This is a genomic window from Streptomyces sp. NPDC001980, assembly GCF_040296885.1.
Lineage (GTDB): Bacteria > Actinomycetota > Actinomycetes > Streptomycetales > Streptomycetaceae > Streptomyces.
Window position 1 is genome coordinate 158,319 of the sequence record NZ_JBEOYD010000014.1, and the last position, 16,356, is coordinate 174,674.

Genomic DNA, 16,356 nt, shown 5'->3' on the forward strand with positions numbered 1-16,356 from the left:
GAATTGTGGCGGGGTGGGAGCCTGGTGACTGGTCCACTTGAGGCCGAGTGGACCAAGGCGGGCCGAGCAAGGCTGACCGAGGCCGAGTGGTCCGAGCCGGAAGGCGGGCGGTCGATGCGGACGGACGAGGACGCCGAGCGGGTGGCGCGGCTGCTCGGTGTGTGGCGCGGCGAGGCGTCCGTGAGTGTTCCGCTCCGGGACGCGCTCGCCGAGCTGATCGACGGCTCGTACCTGCCCGCCGGGTGGCGCATGCCCGGCCAGCGCGCGCTGGCGGCCGCGCTCGGCGTGGCCAGGGGCACGGTCGCGCGGGCGTACGCCGAGCTCATGGCGAGCGGCCGCCTGACCGCGGCGCGGGGGTCGGGCACCTACGTCCGGGGTGCCGTCGGCCTCGTCCGGCCGGACGGGGGACGGCTGACCTCGTTCGGCGGCGGACAGGTGGTCGTCGATCTCTCCTCGGGGGCGCTGCCCGGCTCCGAACTGGTCGCGGAGGTCATGCCGGAGGTCGGCAGGCAGCTGCGCAGGCACCACCTCCAGGGGACGGGCTATCACCCCGCGGGGCTGCCGGAGCTGCGGGCCGCGCTCGCCGCCCGCATCACGGCGCAGGGTCTGCCCACGCGGACGGACCAGGTCCTGGTGACCGCCGGTTCCCAGCAGGCCGTCTGGCTGATCGCGACAGCCCTCGCCGGGCCGGGCACCCTCACACTCGTCGAGGACCCCAGCTACCGAGGCGCCCTGGAAGCCTTCGCGGGGGCGGGCGGCCGGGTACGGGGCGTCCCCTTCACCCCGGTCGGCGCGGACCTGAACCTTCTCGAATCCGCCGCCGCCGACGCGGACCTCCTGTACGTGCAGACCGCGCTGCACAACCCGACCGGCGTCCACATGCCGGAGCCGCAGCGCAGGGGCCTCGCCGACCTCGCGGCCCGGCACGGCGCCGTCGTGGTCGACGACCAGTCGCAGGCGGAGCTCGGCTGGTTCCGGTCCGACCCGCTGCCGGGGCTGGAGCGGATGGCCGACCCGGAACGCCTGCTGATCGTGGGCACGCTGTCCAAGCTGTTCTGGGGCGGGCTCCGGGTCGGCTGGGTGCGCGGGCCCCGGGAGATCGTCGGACGGCTCGCGGCGCTGCGCGGCGGCATCGACCTCGGCGGGCCGGTCGCCGACCAGCTGGCGGCACTCCTCCTGCTGCCCCGGGCGGACCGGCAGCGCATGCTGCGCCGCGAGTTCCTGGCACAGCAGTTCGCGGTGACCGAAGAGGTGCTCCGTACGGTGCTGCCGCACTGGCGGTGGAGCACGCCCGTCGGCGGATCGGGTCTGTGGACCGACACCGGCCAGGACGCCGTGGCCCTCGCCCAGCACGCCCTGGCCCGCGGCATCCGGCTCACCGCCGGCCCGGCCTTCTCTCCGCACGGCGGGCACCGCACCTTCGTACGACTGCCGGTCTGGCACCCGCAGTCCCGGTTCGCCACCGCGGCCGAACTCCTCGCCGGCCTCCAGGCCACCCACGCTCCGTGACGGGCACCGCGCCCGCGCCCTCCTGCCCACCTCCCTTGTCCCAGCCCCGACCCTCACCTAGCCCGAATTTGTGCCGCTAATAAACAAAACTCGGACGCACAACGCCGTGCCCGGCAACGCCCTCACCCGACTCCGCATCGCCCTGACCGTCTTCTTCGCCATGGACGGCTTCATCTTCGCCGGATGAGCCGTCCGTATCCCGGCCAGCGGCAAACACAAAGACTTTGACGACCTCACACCGGGCACCGTCACTTGCGGCACCCACACCACTGACCCGAAGGGCTGGCCAGGCGAGGGCGGCGGTGGAGTCATGCGCCGCCACCCCGGTTTTCGTCGATCGGGGCCGAGTCCGGCCGGAGGCCGGTGACCTCGGTGGCCCAGTGGATGGTTCCGCCGAGTTGCACCAGGCGGTCGCGCAGGATCTGCTCGAACTTCGGCCGGGAGAGCCAGACCGGCGGGTAGGGGGCGTCGGGGGTGGGCGTCCCGCCGGCGAGTTCCACGGCCTCGGAGGCCACCCGGTCGCGGTCGTAGTGGCGGGTGAGGATGTTCGTCGCCCCCTGCACCAGGACGCGTTCGATGATGCCGAGGTCGTCGGCGACCTCAAGTGCGCGGGGCTGGACGGTCTTGGCTCGCGAGGCGGTGCTCGGGGTCGCGGACCGCTCGACAAGGCGGAAGCCGACCCCGCGCCGGGCCAGGTCGCAGGCCAGGGCCAGGCCGACGGGGCCTGCACCGGTGATCAGGACGTCGGTCGTGGTCGTGTGCACAGCGTTGGGCGTGGGCTCGTTCACGGTATTGCTCCAGCTGCGGACCCTGCCCAACCGCGGGCAGCTCTACGAGCAGGCCATCCAGGACGCCGGAGTGGCACTGGACCGGCCTGCCATGACGATCCTCGTCATCCTGGACGCCGCCGAACACCCGCTGCGGGTCGGCGAGATCGCCGCCCGCATGCAGGTCGTCGGGCCCCACGTCACCCGCCACCTCAACAGCCTGGAAAAGCGGGCGATCATCAAGCGCGTTCCCGACCCCGACGACCAAAGAGCCCGCCTGATCGCCCTGACATCCTCCGGGCAGCGACTCGTCGACGGCTACACCGCCATCGTCAACGGCTGGTTCAACGCAGCGCTGGCCCAGTGGTCCGCCCACGACCGCACCGAGCTCATGCGCCTGCTCACCCGCCTGACCAGCGACCTGACCACCCGATTCGACGCCGTCGCCACCGGCGGCACTCCGGCCGAGGGCGACGACTGACCAGGGCACCGCGCCCCCCGACGCTCTTTTGCCAGCCGGTGAACGGCGCGAGCACCACCGAGGGTTGCGAAGGCGAGGACTCACACCATGGGGCAGTGGGTTCACCGCCGATGCGGGCGGTGGTCGCGGCGTACGCTCGGTTGTCAGCGACGATGTGACGTGCCCGCGACCAGAGCCAACCGAAGTACTGACGTTGGACTGGCACGGTCGGCTCGAGCAACAGGGGTGGGTAGGGATGCGGCGACAGCTGTCTACTCCCCCGCGGCAGCCGCCGCCGTTGACAGGCTCAGCTGCAGCTTCTGGGCAGCCTCGAGGTACTTGCTCGTCCAGACCATGCGCATGGTATTGGCCTGCGTGTCTCCCGCCCGGAGCAGCTCGCGGTACACCGACTCGACAAGACGACGGTCTCCGACCGGGCCCCCATTGACTGGGACGGCCGTACATGAATGCCGCTCAATGCCCGCTGAAAGAACACGGTAGGACGCGGCGACGCCCTCGGCAGCGCGCGTCAGTTCGAGCCGCGCACGGCTTCCATCAGTGTTCAGTCGTGCCTCGCCTGCCCGGCGCCACAGCTCCTGCAGTGCGTTGGCCATAAGTCTTAGCCTGGCGACACCGTTCACCATCGTCGTCATGGCCGCCAGCGACACCGGCTTGGAGCCACGCTCGGCGAGATAGGTGCGGAAGGAATCATCGAGTCGGCGCAAAGCGGCTGCGGCTTGTCGCTCTTCCTCCGTCGGCGGGGACCGGTCCACGTCCACCTCGCCGGGCCGGCCGACGCCGTATTCCACTACACCCTGCAGGTATGCGGCACAGTCGGTGCAAGACTCGGCCAGGGCTTTGCCCACAGCCGCCGTTGCACCACGCGGCCAGAGGCACAGCGCCACGAGCAGACTCACCACACAGCCGAGCGCAACGTCCTGAAGCCGCAGCAGTGCAATGTGCCAGTCCTGATCCTGGCCGATGCTGAATACCACCACGAGCGCGACCGTGAACGCCGCCTGTCCGGCCGCGAAGGAGATCACAGTCGGAGCGATGCCCATGGCCACGATCGCCACGGGTAGCACGAACCACAGCACCGCGTTGTGATGTCCGATCAGCTGCAGCAGCGCAGCTCCCAAGACCGATCCCACCACTGTTCCGGCGACTGCTCGCACGGCATTCTGGCCGGTGTTCAGGGCGTTCGAGCGCAACGCCGACAGTGTGCCGAGCAGAATCCAGAACGCGTGTTGCAGGCTTGTGATGTTCGCCAGTGTGACGGCGATACCAAGGCCGACTGCGGCACGCAGGCTGTTGCGCAGCCACACCGACGAGAAGCTCAGATGTGATCCCAGGCGGGCTCGCGCCGAGGAGATCGGTCCGCCGAACGCATCAGGTTCCCGCCCGAGGAGCCGCTCGGACCACCCGCGTCGCTCGGCTGCCGCGGCCATCTGAACGTTGAGGGCGATCTGTGTGGCCGCAAAACCGAGTTCCTTGGCCCGGAATCCGGCTTCCAGTCTGGTGAGGACCGCGGGAGCCCCCGCACCGAATCCGTCGCTCGTCACGTTGCGTGGAAGCCACGCTGCGGGACTCGCGATCAGTGTGTCCATGGCAGCACGCAGCAGGAGGGTGCGTGCTCGGATCGGCTCCAGGACGCCGTGAGGGTCCTCAAGTGATGCGGCGGCGCTGTCGAGGAGATCCGCCACTGCGCGACGCACCGCGCAGACTTCCGTTTGACGGTTCAGTGACGGGTCGTACGCGGGCAAGCTGTCGGCAGCCAGATCGCTGAGCCACATGAGTTCGTCGACCAGCCTCACCAGCGCGCGTGAACTCGCCGATAGACCCGTTGGCCGGTACGGTGCGTGGTCGAATGCATGACGCAAATCCTGCGCAGCCGAACCTGCCTGCTCGGCGATGAGTACGCGTGTCGCAGCGCTTGGCGCATCAATATCATCCGCCGACTCTGCAGCCTCGTCGCGCAGGCGGACAGCGGTGGTCCTGCACACGCGGGCCGCGGGCGCGCTGAGCGGGTCGGTCGAGGCACGCGGCCACAGCAGCCAGACAGCGAGCATCGAGCCACCGGAGGCGAGCCCCACTCCGATCAACCGATCGGTCAGCTGAGAATAGGGTACCGGCGAGGTCACAGGGATCACGAAAGCGAGCAGCAGAGCTGTCGAGCAGCTCGCGATCACGGAACTCACCACTCCTGACAGCAGGATGAGGAACGCGACCACCACGGTCCCGGCCACGGCCAACCACGTAACGCGGGCAGTGAACGTGCCGAGGCTCACGAGAGACGCCCAAGCAACCGCCAGTCCAAAGTGCATGCAAAGTCGTTGGGCCATGGGTCCGGTGAACTCGACGAAGAGCAGCATGGAGAAGCAGCCGAACGCCGCGTAATAGGCGGTTGTTGACGAATGGAATACCTGCATGCTCAGGGTGAACAGGGCCGAAGCGGCGACAGAGGCTCGAACAGCGCGTCGGGTAGCTGCGAATCCGGGGTCGCGCGAGCGCAACCAGGCTGACGCCGCAAAGCCCGCCTCACGGACTCGATTACGCATGGGTTCGGGTGCTTCCTCGGTGTTGTGCCGGATATTCTCCAAAGCGAGGAGTGGATACCACCAAGATTACGGGCCGCCGCTGGACATCACCTGTGAATGGCCGCCGCCGCGGACGTGCGCCGCCGGGTTGCGCGTGCAGAGGAACGGGCTGCCTCGGAACTCCTGGCCGCCGAGCGGATCCACACCCGGCTCTCTGGCGCGCCGCCCACGGCTTCCGCATTCCCGGCGAACGCTGCTGCCGAACGGCCGAACATCATCAGCGAACGCAACACGATCGAGGCGCACGAGCCGCCGAGGTTACCTGCGTCCCTTCCCTGCCCAATTCCTCGGCGGACGCCGCAGTCGGTACGAAGTCCGGGCACTCGGACCTGCCCCTGCCGACTTGCGGTTCATATCAGATCAGTGAGCCTCTTTCATCCTGTCCCGGCCGGGTGAAAGAGGTTCACTGAGCGATAAACACCGTTGCTGTCCATCGGCAGTAGGCCACTCTCGCGTCTTTCGTTCATCCGCACATGCCAGTCCGATCGGGGCCAGGGTCGGCCACCGCGCCGGCGTTCCGGGTCGCACGGGCCGCCGCAACCTCAACCAGCGCATCGTCCGGCTCGGGGAACGCGCGGGCGCTGAGCCTGTGCTGGGCGCGGATCTGCCGCTCGACTGCCACCGTGATCGCCGGGTCGGTGTATCGAACGGGTGCGATGGACCGACGCTCGGCAAGCGCCTCCCTGGAGCCGGGCGGGGCCACCTGCTGGTGGGCGGTGAGGGCGCCGTGGCAGCCGTCGCTGGCCAATTCTCTGCTGATCACCTCATCACCTCATCGGCGGTCGCGTCCGATGTCCACGGCGACGCCGAGGCTTCACTCCAGCGATCTCGCCCGCGGGCGCGCCTCCGGTTGACCGCGGCCGTCAGGTCGCAGGCGAAAGCGCCGGCCCTCCCACCGGGCACCCCGGCGGGTGTGGATCGTGGTCGCCCGGTACGTGACGCCCCGCCACGGTCGCCCTCCGGGCCCGGTCGCAGGTGAGGCTCGGGGCGGCCTCCGAGCCCGGCCACTGTCGGACCGTTGCGTCGCCGCAGCTCGGCTGGCGCCGCCCCGCCGTTCACGGACCCCTCCGGGTGCCCGGGCCACGGGCTGTCGTCGTAGGATCGCGGCAGGTGAGCCGGGAAGTCTGGTCGGCGCTTTTGTCGGTCTGTCCCGGAGGCGCTGGTGCAATCTTCCCTGTCGTGCTGCTCTGCCGAACGCAGCAGACCACTCGGGTGCGGGTTCTGATGCGCGGCGGCGCATAGCGGGTATCTGCAGTTCATCCGCCATGAGCGACTGGTCAGGATCGCCGCCGACGCCGACGCCGTCATCCACCTGCCCTACCGGCCGGGGCACTTCCTGGTCGAGGGGCATCCGCTGGCCGCCGTGTGGCCGGCCGAGGCCGCGGCCCAGGTGGAACAGGAGCTCGTCCGAGGGCAGGTCACAGGCCCCTACCGGACACTGGCCCAGGACGTCTCGTTCGGCGTGGACCAGCTGGTCGAGATCGCCATCCGCGCACTGTCCCCGGCGGTCAACGACACCTTCACCGCCATGACCTGCATCGACTAACTCGGCGACTGCCTGTGCCGCATCACCACGGGCTGGCACCCGCGCCGGGTGAGGCGTGACCCGAACGGATGGGTGCGGCTGATCGCCTACCAGGCCGACTACGAGCGACTCATCGCGCGGTCCCACAGCGACAAGACGTTGCCGTCAACAGCTCAGTGAAGACACCTCGCGCGCTCGGTCCACGCAGGGAGATCCATGGCGATCATTGCGAACTCGCGCTCACGCAGCTCGACGGAGACAGAGACGAGCGGGCACGCCGACCGGCCCCTCTCGTCGCCCCACACCCGGCGCTGCCGACCTGGCCGACAGCCTTGCCCCATCCGCACACTCCCCCTAGCCTGGTTTTGTGCCGCCAATAAACAAATCCCGAACGCGCAACACCGTGCCGGGCGACAGCAGCACTGACCTCACCCGACTCCGCATCGCCCTCACCGTCTTCTTCGCTCTGGACGGCTTCATCTTCGCCGGTTGGGTCGTACGCATCCCGGCCATCAAGCAGCAGACAGGCGCCTCGACCTCCGGCCTTGGCCTTGCCCTCCTCGGTGTGTCCGCCGGAGCCGTCGTCACGATGATGCTCACCGGGCGCCTCTGCCGCCGCTACGGCGCTCACCCCGTCACCGTGATCTGCAGCATCCTGCTCTCCCTCAGCATCGCACTACCGCCGCTCACGCATTCGGCACTCGCGCTGGGCGCCGTACTCCTGATCTTCGGCGGCGCCTACGGCGGCATAAACGTCGCGTTCAACAGCGCCGCGGTCGACCTGGTACGAGCCCTCCGGCGCCCGATCATGCCCAGCTTCCACGCCGCCTTCAGCCTGGGCGGCATGCTCGGCTCCGGTCTGGGCTCACTGATCGCCGGCGTGCTGACCCCCACGCAGCACCTGCTCTGCCTCACCGGCGTCGGCCTTGTGGTCACCCTTCTCGCGGGCCGCCCCCTTCTTCGCACTCCCCCGCCGACCCCACCCGAGGACGACGCACCGCAGGGCACGTCCGCACCGCGCCGCCTGGCACCAGGCACCCGGCTGCTCGTCGTCACGTTCGGTCTGATCGCCCTGTGCACGGCCTACGGCGAGGGGGCCATGGCGGACTGGAGCGCTCTGCACCTGGAGCAGGACCTGGGCGCCGCACCCGGCGCGGCCGCCATCGGCTTCTCCTGTTTCGCGCTCGCCATGACCGTCGGCCGGCTCAGCGGGACAAAGCTGCTCGAGGTCCTCGGCCAGACGCGCACCCTGGTCTTCGGCGGCATGACCGCCGCGACCGGCATGCTGCTCGGCGCGCTCGCCCCGGCCCTGTGGGCGGCCCTCCTCGGATTCGCGATCACCGGCCTCGGCCTCGCCAACCTCTTCCCCGTCGCCGTCGAACGCGCGGGCAGACTGGCCGGCCCCGAGGGCGTCGCCATCGCCTCCACCTTCGGCTACGGCGGCATGCTCCTGGGACCGCCCGCCATCGGCTTCATGGCGGACTGGCTCTCCCTCCCCACCGCCCTCACCACCGTCGCCGCCCTGGCCGCCACCGCCGCGGCCATCGCGCTGCTCACCCGGCGCACGGCAGGGCACTGACCGAGATCCCCGACGGCAGGGCGCGGGCCGAAGTCTCCGCCCGGCCCGGGACGGCCCGACGACGCCCCCTCAGTCCAGCAACCCCGGCTCCCGCACCGACTCCAGTACCCCGGCCAGTCTCGCCGTGTCGGCGTCCGTCCACCCGGGTGGGCTCGTGATCTCCGCCCACGCGCTCGTCGGCAGGGTTCCGTACCGGTGGCCGAAGCCGTTCGGCACGCTGTCGGCGCCGGCCAGGTCGCAGGCCACCTGCCAGAACGTCAGCAGCGGATACCACTGCATCGCCGCCGAGACGTCCCGGGCGCGTGGCCGGTCCAGCCAGTCCGGTCGGTGGAAGGCGAGGTCGGGCGACCACCAGACGACCGGGTCGGAGCCGTTCTGGAGGTAGACCGCGCGGGGCTCGCCCCAGGGCGCGGCCGGGATGCCGTAGTCCGCCGGTACCTGTGCGAAGCGCACATGCGCCCCGTCGGCGACCACCGGCCGCCACTCGGGGCTGCCCGGCTGCCGTTGCGCGGTGACGGACTTCCACAGCGGGTTGTCGTAGGTCGGCCCGACGAACAGGGCGCCGCCGGTCTGCGCGACGAGCGTGGACAGGGAGCCGTTCAGGGCGGACTCCATGGAGAAGGAGCCGAGGCTCTCGCCGTAGACGAGCAGCCGGGGGCGGGAGCCGGCGGGGAGGGTCCGCCACTTGGCGTAGACGGCGTCGAAGAGGGCTCGTCCGGTGGCGGCGGCCTCGTCCTCGGTGAGCGCGGAGACCCAGCTGGGGAGGTAGGAGTACTGCATGGCGACCTGCGCGGTGTCGCCGCCCCACATGTACTCCAGGGGTTTGCTGCCCTGGTCGTTGATCCAGCCGGTGCCGGTGGTGCCCATGACGGCGAGGATCCTGCGGGAGAAACCGCCGGTGCGTTCGAGTTCGCGTACGGCGAGGGCGGCGCGTTCGTCGAGGGTGTCGGCGGAGCGCAGGCCGACGTAGACCCGTACCGGATCGTCGGCAGGGCGGCCGGTGAAGGCGGCGATGTCGGCGCGGGGCGTGGCCGTGCCGACGAAGTCGCGGCCCTTGGCGCCGAGCGTGTCCCAGTGCGCGGCGGAGTCGGGGCTGCCGGAGAGGGTGGGCAGGCCGGGCTGGTGGACGCCCTCGGTGGTGCCCTGGTCGGCGAGGGACGCGCCGCTCTCGATCGCGTCCAGCGCGGCGCGCAGCAGGAAGCCCTGGACGACTCCGACGATCACGAAGGCGGCCAGGACGACCCCGGTGGCGTAGGCGGCGGGGCGCGGGACGAGGGCGTCGAACGCGTGGACGGCGAGGCGGGTGCCGAGCCGTACCGTTCGGGCGACCAGGAGCAGCAGGGCCGCGACGAGCGCGGCCACGACCGGGACCAGCGCCCACTGCCACCAGACGATGTGCGGGGGCAGGGTCACCGCCCGGCGGACCTGGCCCTCCCAGCGGACGCTCCAGGCGGTGACGGTGACCACCGCGGCGGCGCCGAGCACGCCCAGGACGGTCCAGAGAGTACGGCGGACCCGCGGGCGGATGCGGGCGCCGGCCCAGCGGAGCAGCAGCCGGGCAAGGGTCTCCAGTACGGCTCCGACGGCGTAGCCGACGGCCGCCGACACGCCGGCCGCGAGTCCCTGCAGCCACCAGGCCCGCGGGAGCAGGGACGGGGTGAGGGACAGGCAGTAGCACAGGACCGCCACCGCGATCCCGCCCCAGCAGGGCCGCCGCCGGACCACCCGGTCGGGGCCCAGATGCCGGCGCACCCGTTCCGCCGTCCGCCGGGTCCAGTCCTTCGTACGATTCAGAGCCCTGCCCGCACCACTCACTTCGCCACCTCGGGACCACGATCGGCCACCGCACCCGCCACCGCATCCGGAAGATCCTTCCGGGCCGCTCCCCCCTCCGGGAAAAGGTGCGGAGCGGCACGTGGTGTCCCATCGTGGTGGGCATGGCCCAGGTCCGGACGACCGAGCACGCCACCCCGTTCGCCGGCGTGGTCGTGCCGGAGCCGGGCGTGGTCGGCGGCTGCGACCACGCCATCCGGACCGACACCCTGGTGCGGAAGGCGGGTACCGAGGTCGTCACCGTCGTCGGCGCCGCGCCGGGCCGGGGCCGTGGCGGCGGGCACCGCACGACCTGCCTGCTGCGTCGCGACCCGGCCGGGTTCTGACCCCCCGCCCGCCATGCCGCTCTCCCGACTCCCCACCCGTATCGCCGTGGCGGCGGTGGTGGCCGTGCTGGTGCTGGCGAACCTTCTGGACAACCGCTGGGCCGGGTCCTGGATCCTGCTCACCGCGGTCCTCACCTCGGCCGTCCTGGTGGGGCTGCTGTTCTGGGCCGGGGGCAGTTGGCCGGAGCTGGGGCTGGGGCGGAACACCCTTGCGGACGGCGTGCGCTGGGCGGTGGCTCTGATCGGGATCGTCGCGGCGGTCTATCTGTGCGCGGCCCTGCTGCCGGTCACCCGCGGGCTGTTCGCGGACCAGCGGACGGACACGTTGAGCGGTTCGGAGGTCGCCTTCAAGGCGCTGGTCGCGGTGCCGGTGGGGACGGTGCTGCTGGAGGAGACCGCCTTCCGCGGGGTGCTGTTCGCCCTGCTGTGCCGCCTGCGCACGGCCACGACGGCCGCCGTCCTCTCCTCCGTGCTCTTCGGCCTCTGGCACATCCTCCCCTCGCTGAACCTCAACAAGGACAAGCCGACGCTGGGTTCGCTCTTCGGCCACTCGGTCGCCGGGGCGGTCCTGGTGGACGTCGGCGCCGTACTGTTCACGGCCATGGCCGGCTGTCTGCTGTGCTGGCTGCGCGATCGCAGCGGCTCCCTGCTGGCACCGATGGGCCTGCACTGGGCGGTCAACGCACTCGGGTACGCGGTGGGGTTCCTGCTGCGCTAGCGGCAGGAACAGTGCCGTATCCGGCAGACTCGCGGGATGGAGACTGCTGAGTTTCTCGAGATTCTCGACCGGGAGGGCCGGTTGCTGGCCGCGGCCGCCACGGACGCGGGGCTCGACGCCCCGGTGCCCGCCTGCCCGGACTGGCAGGTGCGCGACCTGCTGCGGCACACCGGCACCATCCACCGGTGGGCCGCCGGTGTCGTCGCCGACGCCGAGACCTCGCCCCGCCCCATCCCGGACCCGCCGGGACTCGACGGCCCCGAGCTGACCGCCTGGTACCGGGAGGGCCACCGCCGGCTCGTCGACACCCTGGGCGACGCACCGCAGGACGTCACGTGCTGGATCTTCCACCCCGCCCCCGTCCCCTCACCGCTGGCCTTCTGGCTCCGCCGGCAGGCCCATGAGACGACCGTCCACCGGTACGACGCCGAGGCGGCGCGGGGCGGCCCGGCAGCCCCGGTCGGCACCGGCTTCGCGGTCGACGGCATCGACGAACTGCTGCGCGGCTTCCACGCCCGCGCACGCAGCCGGGTCCGCAGCGAGCAGCCGCGGGTGCTGGGGGTGCGCACGGTGGACACGGACGCGGCCTGGACCGTATGGCTGTCGGAGCGACCGCCGGTCACGGAACTCGGCGCACCCCAGGACGCGATGACCGAACTCGCCGGTCCCGCCGACCAGTTGTACCTGGCCCTGTGGAACCGGGTGCCGATGCCGAAGGTGAGCGGCGACCCGGAACTGGCCGACCTGTGGCTGACGAACTCCGGAATCTGACGCCGACCGGCCGGCGACGGCGAGCGGCCGGACCCGCCGGGCTCAGCCCGACTCGGCGGCCAGCATCCGGGTGAGCACCGCGCGCTGCACCGGCAGCACCTCGCCGTGCAGCGCGCGCCCCTTGCCGGTGAGCACCACCCGCACGCCGCGCCGGTCCTCCGGGCACATGGCCCGCTCGACCAGGCCGTCCTTCTCCAGGCGGGCGATCAGCCGGGACAGCGCGCTCTGGCTGAGGTGCACCCGCTCGGCGATCTCCTGCACCCGGAAGCTGCAGACGCCGTCCGCAGCCGGGCCGTCGGAGAGCAGGTCGAGGACCTCGAAGTCACTGCCGCACAGGCCGTGTCCGTGCAGGGCACGGTCGAGCTCGCACTGGGTGCGGGCGTGCAGCGTCAGGATGTCCCGCCATTGCTCCACGAGCGCCTGCTCGGGCTTCTTCGCCGCCATCGGGGCACCGTAGCAGAGAACCGAGATTATTGCATCGTAATTAAATGCGCTTGCATTCGATGCATGTGCATGTAGTGTCTGGGTCCATGACCTCTCCGCTCACCGCCCCCACTTCCGAGGGACGCTGGACACCCCGGCTCTGGGGCACGCTCCTGGTGCTCTGCGCCGCCATGTTCCTGGACGCGCTGGACGTGTCGATGGTCGGCGTCGCCCTGCCGTCCATCGGCTCCGACCTGCACCTGTCCACCTCGACGCTGCAATGGATCGTCAGCGGCTACATCCTCGGATACGGCGGCCTGCTGCTGCTCGGCGGCCGCACCGCGGACCTGCTCGGCCGGCGCCAGGTGTTCCTCGTGGCTCTCGGCGTCTTCGCGCTCGCCTCGCTCCTCGGCGGCCTCGTCGACTCGGGCCCGCTGCTGATCGCCAGCCGCTTCATCAAGGGCCTGAGCGCGGCCTTCACCGCACCGGCCGGCCTCTCGATCATCACCACCACGTTCCCGGAGGGCCCGCTGCGCAACCGCGCCCTCTCCATCTACACCACCTGCGCGGCCACCGGCTTCTCCATGGGCCTGGTGCTGTCCGGCCTGCTCACCGAGGCCAGCTGGCGCCTCACCATGCTGCTGCCCGCCCCCATCGCCCTGATCGCGCTCCTCGTCGGCCTCAAGCTGCTGCCGCGCAGCTCCCGCGAACGCGACCACAACGGCTACGACATCCCCGGCGCGATCCTCGGCACCGCCTCCATGCTGCTCCTGGTGTTCACCGTCGTGGAGGCACCGCAGGTGGGCTGGGCGTCGGCCCGTACCCTGCTCTCCTTCCTCGCGGTCGCCGTCCTGCTGACCGTCTTCGTCCAGGTCGAACGCCGTTCCCCCGGACCGCTCATCCGCCTCGGCGTGCTGCGCTCGGGCAACCAGGTCCGCGCCCAGCTCGGCGCGATCGCCTTCTTCGGCTCCTACGTCGGCTTCCAGTTCCTGACCACCCTCTACATGCAGTCCCTGCTCGGCTGGTCCGCGCTGCACACCGCGCTGGCCTTCCTGCCCGCGGGTGCGCTGGTGGCGGTGTCGTCGACCAAGGTCGGCGCGATCGTGGACCGCTTCGGCACCCCGCGGCTCATCGCGGCGGGCTTCGCGTTCATGGTCCTCGGCTACGCCCTGTTCCTCCGCGTCGACCTGAGCCCGGCCTACGCGGCGGCGATCCTGCCGTCGATGCTGCTGATCGGCGCGGCCTGCGCCCTGGTCTTCCCCTCCCTCAACATCCAGGCCACCAACGGCGTCGACGACCACGAGCAGGGCATGGTCTCCGGGCTCCTCAACACCTCGGTGCAGGTGGGCGGGGCGATCTTCCTGGCGATCGTCACGGCCGTGGTCACCGCGGGCGCGCCCGCCCACGCCACCCCGCAGGCGGTGCTCGACAGCTACCGCCCCGGCTTCCTGGTGGTCGCGGTCGTCGCCCTCGCCGGGCTGCTGATCACGCTCACGGGAGTGCGCGCACGGCGCCCGCAGCAGACCGTCGTGATCGCCAAGTCCACCTCCCTGGAGGCGGAGCGCGTGTCCGCACGCGACTGAACGGGGACGCCTCCGAACGTGTGCCCGGCGGGGCCTGTTGCCCCGCCGGGCACACGGCTGTGAGACTGCCGGGATGACGATGCACGGGGGACGGCGCAGTCAGGCCGAGCGGGACGCGATCACCGTCGAGATCGGGTACGCGCTCTGCAGCGCGGTGTTCGCGGCCGTGGTCGTCTTCGGGGCGGTGGCCGGTCCGGCGCTGCTGTTCGACCTGCCCCGCGGCCTGGAGCGCACGCTGCCCGTCGTGGGCGCGGTGCTCGCCGCCGTGCTGTTCCTCGGCCGGGTCGTCAGCGTGCTGGTCCGCTTCGGTCGTTCGTCTCAGCCCAGCCAGCCCGGTCGCACCAGCCCCGACTCGTAGGCCAGGACGACCAGTTGGGCGCGGTCGCGGGCGCCCAGTTTGGTCATCGTGCGGCTCACATGGGTCTTGGCGGTGAGCGGGCTGACGACCAGGCGGCGGGCGATCTCCTCGTTGGACAGGCCGATGCCGACCAGGGCCATCACCTCCCGCTCCCGCTCGGTGAGCCGGGCGAGCACGTCGGCCGCGGCCGGCTCCTTGGAACGGGCCGCGAACTCCGCGATCAGCCGCCGCGTCACCCCCGGCGACAGCAGCGCGTCCCCGGCCACCACCGCCCTGACCGCCCGCACCAGTTCGTCCGGCTCGGTGTCCTTGACCAGGAAGCCGGAGGCGCCGGAACGGATCGCCTCGAAGACGTACTCGTCGAGCTCGAACGTCGTCAGCATGACCACCCTGACGTCCGCCAGTTCCGGCTCACCGGTGACCCGGCGGGTCGCGGCCAGGCCGTCCAGACGCGGCATGCGGATGTCCATCAGGACGACGTCGGGGCGCAGTTCGCGCACCTTGTGCAGCGCCTCCTCGCCGTCCGCCGCCTCACCGGTCACCTCGATGTCCGGCTGCGCATCGAGCAACGCCCGGAAACCGGCCCGCACCAGCAACTGGTCGTCGGCGAGCAGCACCCGGATCATCGGTCCTCCCGGTCGTCCCGGTCGTTCAAGGGCAGTACGGCCAGCACCCGGAAGCCGCCGTCGGCGCGTGGTCCCGCCTCGATCGTGCCACCCAGGGCGGCCGCCCGCTCCCGCATCCCGGCCAGCCCGTTCCCGCTGCCGCCCGCGTCCGCCCCGGTCGCCGGACCGTCGTCGTCGATCCGCAACCGCAGCTCCCCTCCCCCGTGTTCGAGCCGCACGCGCGCGTGCCGCGAACCCGAGTGCCGTACGACATTGGTGAGTGCCTCCTGCACGATGCGGAAGGCGGCCAGGTCGGCGCCGGGCGCGAGACGCGGCGGCTCCCCCGTCACGTCCACGGTGAGGCCGGCGCTCGCCGCCTGTTCCACCAGTTCCGGCAGCCGCCCGAGACCGGGCGCGGGCGCCCGCGGCGCGTCTCCCGGGGCGCGCAGGGTGTCGAGCACCTGGCGCACCTCCCCGAGGGCCTCCTTGCTGGCCGCCTTGATGGTGGTGAGCGCCGACCTGGCCTGCTCGGGGTCGGAGTCGAGGAGCGCGAGCCCCATGCCCGCCTGGACGTTGATGACCGAGATGCTGTGCGCCAGGACGTCGTGCAGCTCCCGGGCGATCCGCAGCCGCTCCTCGTCCGCGCGCCGCCGGGCCGCCTGGGCCCGGTCGGCCCGCTCCTGCGCCCACTGCTCGCGCCGCAGCCGGACCAGCTCGGCCACCGAGACGATGATCAGCACCCAGGTGGCGATGATCACCTCCTGTCCGGGGTCGGTACCCGTGTCGCCCGGCGGCGGCAGCCACCGGTACAGCCAGAGCGAGACCAGCAGATGCCCGGCCCACAGCATCCCGAGGGCCGCCCAGGCGGCCTGGCGGTGCCCGGCGACGACGGCACTGAAGCAGGCCACGGCGACGGCCGCGAAGAGCGGCCCGTACGGGTAGCCGGCACCGAGGTAGACCAGGGCGAGCGCGGCCGTGCCGAACGCCACGGTCACCGGGTGCCGGTGCCGCCACAGCAGCAGGGCACAGGTGGCGAGGAGCAGCAGGCGGGCGTAGGCGTCGAGGTGCTCGCGGTGGGGCTGCGTGTGGGCGGCGAAGTTCGAGCCCACCAGCACGAGGATGGTGAGCAGCAGGGTGGAGCGCCAGGGCAGGCGGTGGCGGTGGGCGCCGGTGCCGGTGGCCGTGGCGGTGGCCGCGGCTTCCGGGTGGTTCCACCAAGGAGGGCCGTAGCGCCACCACTGCGCGGGGCCGCGCTCCCGTACCCGCTGCTCGTCCATGACCGCCACGCTAGACGCCCTCGCC

15 protein-coding genes and 1 pseudogene are annotated in these 16,356 nt (G+C 71.6%); 9 read left to right on the forward strand and 7 right to left on the reverse strand.

Annotated features, from left to right (window positions below):
• The first annotated feature begins 24 nt into the window (after nucleotides 1–24).
• The gene (locus tag ABT137_RS22795) at nucleotides 25–1,509 is read left to right on the forward strand and encodes an aminotransferase-like domain-containing protein (RefSeq protein ID WP_351711641.1); all 1,485 of its coding nucleotides are present in this window, start codon (nucleotides 25–27) and stop codon (nucleotides 1,507–1,509) included.
• Nucleotides 1,510–1,817: 308 nt separating this feature from the next.
• On the opposite strand, the gene ABT137_RS22800 is transcribed toward ABT137_RS22795, so the two are convergent.
• Nucleotides 1,818–2,297, reverse strand: coding sequence for an FAD-dependent monooxygenase (locus tag ABT137_RS22800; RefSeq protein ID WP_351711643.1), 480 nt, complete (start codon nucleotides 2,295–2,297; stop codon nucleotides 1,818–1,820).
• On the opposite strand from ABT137_RS22800, the gene ABT137_RS22805 reads away from it, so the two are divergent.
• Nucleotides 2,284–2,757: a MarR family winged helix-turn-helix transcriptional regulator gene (locus ABT137_RS22805; RefSeq protein ID WP_351711645.1), complete on the forward strand. Its 474-nt coding sequence runs from the start codon at nucleotides 2,284–2,286 to the stop codon at nucleotides 2,755–2,757. The genes ABT137_RS22800 and ABT137_RS22805 overlap by 14 nt on opposite strands.
• A 251-nt stretch (nucleotides 2,758–3,008) precedes the next feature.
• On the opposite strand, the gene ABT137_RS22810 is transcribed toward ABT137_RS22805, so the two are convergent.
• Nucleotides 3,009–5,165, reverse strand: a complete 2,157-nt coding sequence (locus ABT137_RS22810; protein WP_351711647.1) for an FUSC family protein — start codon at nucleotides 5,163–5,165, stop codon at nucleotides 3,009–3,011.
• 631 nt (nucleotides 5,166–5,796) lie between these two features.
• Complete coding sequence (locus ABT137_RS22815) at nucleotides 5,797–6,096, reverse strand: hypothetical protein (RefSeq protein ID WP_351711649.1); 300 nt, start codon at nucleotides 6,094–6,096, stop codon at nucleotides 5,797–5,799.
• Nucleotides 6,097–6,576: 480 nt separating this feature from the next.
• Between ABT137_RS22815 and ABT137_RS22820 the strand changes: the two are divergent.
• Nucleotides 6,577–6,879: pseudogene (locus ABT137_RS22820) on the forward strand (DUF2254 family protein); the annotation flags it as partial.
• 382 nt (nucleotides 6,880–7,261) lie between these two features.
• Nucleotides 7,262–8,437, forward strand: a complete 1,176-nt coding sequence (locus ABT137_RS22825; RefSeq protein WP_351711651.1) for an MFS transporter — start codon at nucleotides 7,262–7,264, stop codon at nucleotides 8,435–8,437.
• Between the two features lie 69 nt (nucleotides 8,438–8,506).
• Here ABT137_RS22825 and ABT137_RS22830 read toward each other — a convergent pair whose 3' ends face one another.
• Nucleotides 8,507–10,252 (reverse strand): alpha/beta hydrolase, encoded by a 1,746-nt coding sequence (locus tag ABT137_RS22830; protein WP_351711653.1) that lies wholly within the window; start codon nucleotides 10,250–10,252, stop codon nucleotides 8,507–8,509.
• 122 nt (nucleotides 10,253–10,374) lie between these two features.
• Here ABT137_RS22830 and ABT137_RS22835 point away from each other — a divergent pair, with 122 nt between their 5' ends.
• Genes ABT137_RS22835 through ABT137_RS22845 form a run of 3 tightly spaced genes read left to right on the forward strand, consistent with a single transcriptional unit; the run spans nucleotide 10,375 to nucleotide 12,085 of the window.
• On the forward strand, nucleotides 10,375–10,596 hold the full coding sequence (locus ABT137_RS22835; protein WP_351711655.1) for an arginine deiminase family protein: 222 nt from the start codon (nucleotides 10,375–10,377) through the stop codon (nucleotides 10,594–10,596).
• Nucleotides 10,597–10,609: 13 nt separating this feature from the next.
• Complete coding sequence (locus tag ABT137_RS22840) at nucleotides 10,610–11,314, forward strand: CPBP family intramembrane glutamic endopeptidase (RefSeq protein WP_351711657.1); 705 nt, start codon at nucleotides 10,610–10,612, stop codon at nucleotides 11,312–11,314.
• A 36-nt stretch (nucleotides 11,315–11,350) separates the two neighbouring features.
• Nucleotides 11,351–12,085, forward strand: a complete 735-nt coding sequence (locus tag ABT137_RS22845; RefSeq protein ID WP_351711659.1) for a maleylpyruvate isomerase family mycothiol-dependent enzyme — start codon at nucleotides 11,351–11,353, stop codon at nucleotides 12,083–12,085.
• 42 nt (nucleotides 12,086–12,127) lie between these two features.
• Here the strand turns inward: ABT137_RS22845 and ABT137_RS22850 are convergent, their stop codons facing one another.
• Nucleotides 12,128–12,529: a MarR family winged helix-turn-helix transcriptional regulator gene (locus ABT137_RS22850; RefSeq protein ID WP_351711661.1), complete on the reverse strand. Its 402-nt coding sequence runs from the start codon at nucleotides 12,527–12,529 to the stop codon at nucleotides 12,128–12,130.
• Between the two features lie 86 nt (nucleotides 12,530–12,615).
• On the opposite strand from ABT137_RS22850, the gene ABT137_RS22855 reads away from it, so the two are divergent.
• Nucleotides 12,616–14,091 carry an MFS transporter gene (locus ABT137_RS22855; protein WP_351711663.1) on the forward strand — a complete coding sequence of 492 codons (1,476 nt, stop codon included), beginning with the start codon at nucleotides 12,616–12,618 and terminating at the stop codon, nucleotides 14,089–14,091.
• Nucleotides 14,092–14,164: 73 nt separating this feature from the next.
• The gene (locus ABT137_RS22860; protein WP_351711665.1) at nucleotides 14,165–14,449 is read left to right on the forward strand and encodes a DUF6332 family protein; all 285 of its coding nucleotides are present in this window, start codon (nucleotides 14,165–14,167) and stop codon (nucleotides 14,447–14,449) included.
• On the opposite strand, the gene ABT137_RS22865 is transcribed toward ABT137_RS22860, so the two are convergent.
• The gene (locus tag ABT137_RS22865; protein WP_351711667.1) at nucleotides 14,410–15,075 is read right to left on the reverse strand and encodes a response regulator transcription factor; all 666 of its coding nucleotides are present in this window, start codon (nucleotides 15,073–15,075) and stop codon (nucleotides 14,410–14,412) included. The two genes, ABT137_RS22860 and ABT137_RS22865, sit on opposite strands and share 40 nt — an antisense overlap.
• Nucleotides 15,072–16,331: a sensor histidine kinase gene (locus ABT137_RS22870; RefSeq protein WP_502984565.1), complete on the reverse strand. Its 1,260-nt coding sequence runs from the start codon at nucleotides 16,329–16,331 to the stop codon at nucleotides 15,072–15,074. The genes ABT137_RS22865 and ABT137_RS22870 overlap by 4 nt, the downstream gene beginning before the upstream one ends.
• Nucleotides 16,332–16,356: the final 25 nt, after the last annotated feature.

Bases quoted from the DNA above. Each gene is read 5' to 3' on its own strand.
- ABT137_RS22810 (WP_351711647.1), bottom strand. From the start codon at position 5,165: ATGCAGGTATTCCATTCGTCAACAACCGCCTATTACGCGGCGTTCGGC.
- ABT137_RS22835 (WP_351711655.1), top strand. From the start codon at position 10,375: ATGGCCCAGGTCCGGACGACCGAGCACGCCACCCCGTTCGCCGGCGTG.
- ABT137_RS22840 (WP_351711657.1), top strand. From the start codon at position 10,610: ATGCCGCTCTCCCGACTCCCCACCCGTATCGCCGTGGCGGCGGTGGTG.
- ABT137_RS22845 (WP_351711659.1), top strand. From the start codon at position 11,351: ATGGAGACTGCTGAGTTTCTCGAGATTCTCGACCGGGAGGGCCGGTTG.
- ABT137_RS22850 (WP_351711661.1), bottom strand. From the start codon at position 12,529: ATGGCGGCGAAGAAGCCCGAGCAGGCGCTCGTGGAGCAATGGCGGGAC.
- ABT137_RS22855 (WP_351711663.1), top strand. From the start codon at position 12,616: ATGACCTCTCCGCTCACCGCCCCCACTTCCGAGGGACGCTGGACACCC.
- ABT137_RS22860 (WP_351711665.1), top strand. From the start codon at position 14,165: ATGACGATGCACGGGGGACGGCGCAGTCAGGCCGAGCGGGACGCGATC.
- ABT137_RS22865 (WP_351711667.1), bottom strand. From the start codon at position 15,075: ATGATCCGGGTGCTGCTCGCCGACGACCAGTTGCTGGTGCGGGCCGGT.
- ABT137_RS22870 (WP_502984565.1), bottom strand. From the start codon at position 16,331: ATGGACGAGCAGCGGGTACGGGAGCGCGGCCCCGCGCAGTGGTGGCGC.